Source organism: Pseudomonadota bacterium, assembly GCA_034660915.1.
Lineage (GTDB): Bacteria > Desulfobacterota > Anaeroferrophillalia > Anaeroferrophillales > Anaeroferrophillaceae > DQWO01.
Window position 1 is genome coordinate 1 of the sequence record JAYEKE010000155.1, and the last position, 2,574, is coordinate 2,574.

3 protein-coding genes are annotated in these 2,574 nt (G+C 49.6%); 1 reads left to right on the forward strand and 2 read right to left on the reverse strand.

What is annotated here, in order from left to right; genetic code table 11:
* The first annotated feature begins 159 nt into the window (after positions 1–159).
* Positions 160–282, forward strand: a complete 123-nt coding sequence (locus U9P07_09120; GenBank protein MEA2109564.1) for a hypothetical protein — start codon at positions 160–162, stop codon at positions 280–282.
* A 79-nt stretch (positions 283–361) separates the two neighbouring features.
* Here U9P07_09120 and flhF read toward each other — a convergent pair whose 3' ends face one another.
* The gene (gene flhF / locus U9P07_09125; protein MEA2109565.1) at positions 362–1,495 is read right to left on the reverse strand and encodes a flagellar biosynthesis protein FlhF; all 1,134 of its coding nucleotides are present in this window, start codon (positions 1,493–1,495) and stop codon (positions 362–364) included.
* A gap of 34 nt (positions 1,496–1,529) precedes the next feature.
* The coding region (locus tag U9P07_09130) for an FHIPEP family type III secretion protein (protein ID MEA2109566.1) at positions 1,530–2,574 on the reverse strand (1,045 nt) is incomplete at its 5' end.

Below are 2,574 nucleotides of genomic sequence, written 5' to 3' on the forward strand. Positions count from 1 at the left end.
ACCTTACACCTTACACCTTACACCTTTAAAGGCTAATCGCTCAGTTTAGGCGTATATAAATAAAACCCCTTTAATCATTAAACTCAACTTTCTGACTTGCTCTAAAAACACCTGTCTACCGACAGGCAGGGCTGAAATAAATCTCAGGGATGTTCCGGCATGGCTCTCACTCATTCTCGCCGGCCTCCCATGGCCGGCTTCCGAGGCATCCACCGCGAATCGCATCGTGTGATTCGTTCGGCAGCCAATACCGCTATGAGCCAAGCCCGAACATCCTGCTGAGATGTCCCTGGTAATGCAAGTCAAAAAGTTGAGATTAAACTAATGGCTAACGGCTAAAAGCTAATCGCTCAATTTAGTTTCAATTTAAATCCAACAAAAGACTTGCTACCCGTTCACCTGAGGCCTCTTCCATGTCTTCGGGTACCAGTTGCCCCGTGGCAAAAAAAGACAAAGGCAACCGGGCCAACTGACAACCACGCAACAGTATCCCATGGCAGGTGGTTTCATCCAGTTTACTGAACAATAAAGCCCCATAGGCAAAACGGCGAAATTGAACCAGCACATCCAGCAAATCGTCTTCCTGAATTCCCGCAGGCACTACCAGAAGTGATGTTAGCTCATGGTTTGCCGGCAGAATCTGCTGCAGAGCCTGCAATCCCTTTTCATCATGGTGACTGCGGCCCATGGTATCAATGATAATCCGATCCCTGGAACTGAATTCTTCCAGCGCCTCTTCCATGGCGGCACGACTTTTCACCACTCGAACCGGAACCTGAAGGCGCCGGGCATATTCCCTGATCTGCGCCGTCGCCCCCAGACGAAAGGTATCAACTGATATGAGTCCGATATCCTCATTTTTTTCCTGACTGAAAAATGCCGCCAGTTTGGCTACCGTGGTTGTTTTCCCGACGCCGGTAGGACCTACCAAAGTCACCAGACGGCCAATTTGATCAACTTTCAGCAGCGGGACGTCATCGATGATTTGCCGCGCCAGACAGCCGATCGCCGTTTCCCTGCTTGCCGATTTTTCAACTGGCAGCTGATCTACCACCCGATCAAGTAAACTGCGACACACTTCCTCATGAATCCCTTTGGTCAACAGCTGCTGATAGAGTTCCGCCAATACTCCGCCGGCGCCCCACTCCCCCGGGAAACCACTAGTTTCCAACAGCCGGCTAAGCATTTTTTTCATTAATACTACTTCCTGACGTAATTCCCGGTAGCCGGCAGAAGCAAAAAATCCTGTCTGCTGTCCGGCAGACGTCTTGCAATTTACGGTTGAAGCAGTAAGTGAATTAGAATAACGGTTAATTCCCAGGCCGGGGACAAAATGATCATCCGGATAGTCAACTGCCGCCACAATTTCCACCAGTGATCCACCCTGGCCGGGAAGTTGCCGGGTTTCCAGGATCACCGCCTCCCGGCCGAGCTCCTTTTTCACCTCCAGCATCACTTTGGAAATATTATTACCACGAAAATGTTTTACTTTCATTTATTTAAACCTGTAATCAACCATGCCATTTCTGTTAATCCGCGGAAACTCTCCCCAGTGACTGGACTTTAACTGAAGGGGGGATTTCATTATGAGAAATCAAGACTAAACGGGGAATAAAACGTTCCAAAAGTCGTCGCAGATGAAAACGAACAATGGGAACACCCAACAACACCGGTCTGGCATTCATAATAGTAAATTTTTCGGAAAGCTGCTTAATCTTTTCCACCATAGCATAAACAACATTAGGATCAAGAGAGAGAAAAGCCCCGTGATCAGTACGCTGGATGGAATTATTGATCAGTTCTTCCAGTTTCGGGTCCAAAGTCATGACATAAAGCAGGTTGTTATCACCCAGATAACCTCGGGTTACGGTCCGCCCCAGATCCTGGCGCACATATTCGGTGAGCACGTCGGCATCACGAATCTGCATGGTATATTCGGACATGGTTTCAATAATAGTCATCAGGTCTTTAATCGGCACCTGCTCCCGCAGCAGATTCTGCAAAACCTTTTGCAGCGTCCCCCAGGGGACTACCCCGGGGACGAGATCCTCCACCACCTGTGGATACTCCCGGGAAAGGTTGTTAACCAGCTTCTGCACGTCCTGGCGGGTCATTAATTCATGGGCAAATTCACGGATTTTTTCAACCAGATGGGTCGCCACCACGGTCGAGGCATCCACCACCGTATAGCCCGCCAACTGGGCCCGTTCCCGCTGACGCTCCTCGATCCACAAGGCCGGCAGACCAAAGGCCGGTTCTTTTGTCGGAATTCCTTCCAGCGATGGCGCCTCATCCTCAGGATTCATTGCCAGGCAGTAGCCAACCATCACCTCTCCCCGAGCCACTTCATTACCTTTCACTTTCAGAATATAATCGTTGGGTTTCAGTTGCAGATTATCACGAATATGTACGGATGGCAGGATGAAGCCCATATCAAGGACAAACTGCCGCCTGATCATTTTAATCCGTTCCAGCAGATCACCACCCTGTGACGCGTCTACCAGAGGAATCATGCCATAACCCACTTCAAGCTCCATAGAATCAACCCCCAGCAAAGTCTCAACCTGTTCCGGT

Excerpts from the sequence above, each read along its gene's own strand:
- flhF (MEA2109565.1), bottom strand. The coding sequence starts at position 1,495 with ATGAAAGTAAAACATTTTCGTGGTAATAATATTTCCAAAGTGATGCTG.
- U9P07_09120 (MEA2109564.1), top strand. The coding sequence starts at position 160 with ATGGCTCTCACTCATTCTCGCCGGCCTCCCATGGCCGGCTTCCGAGGC.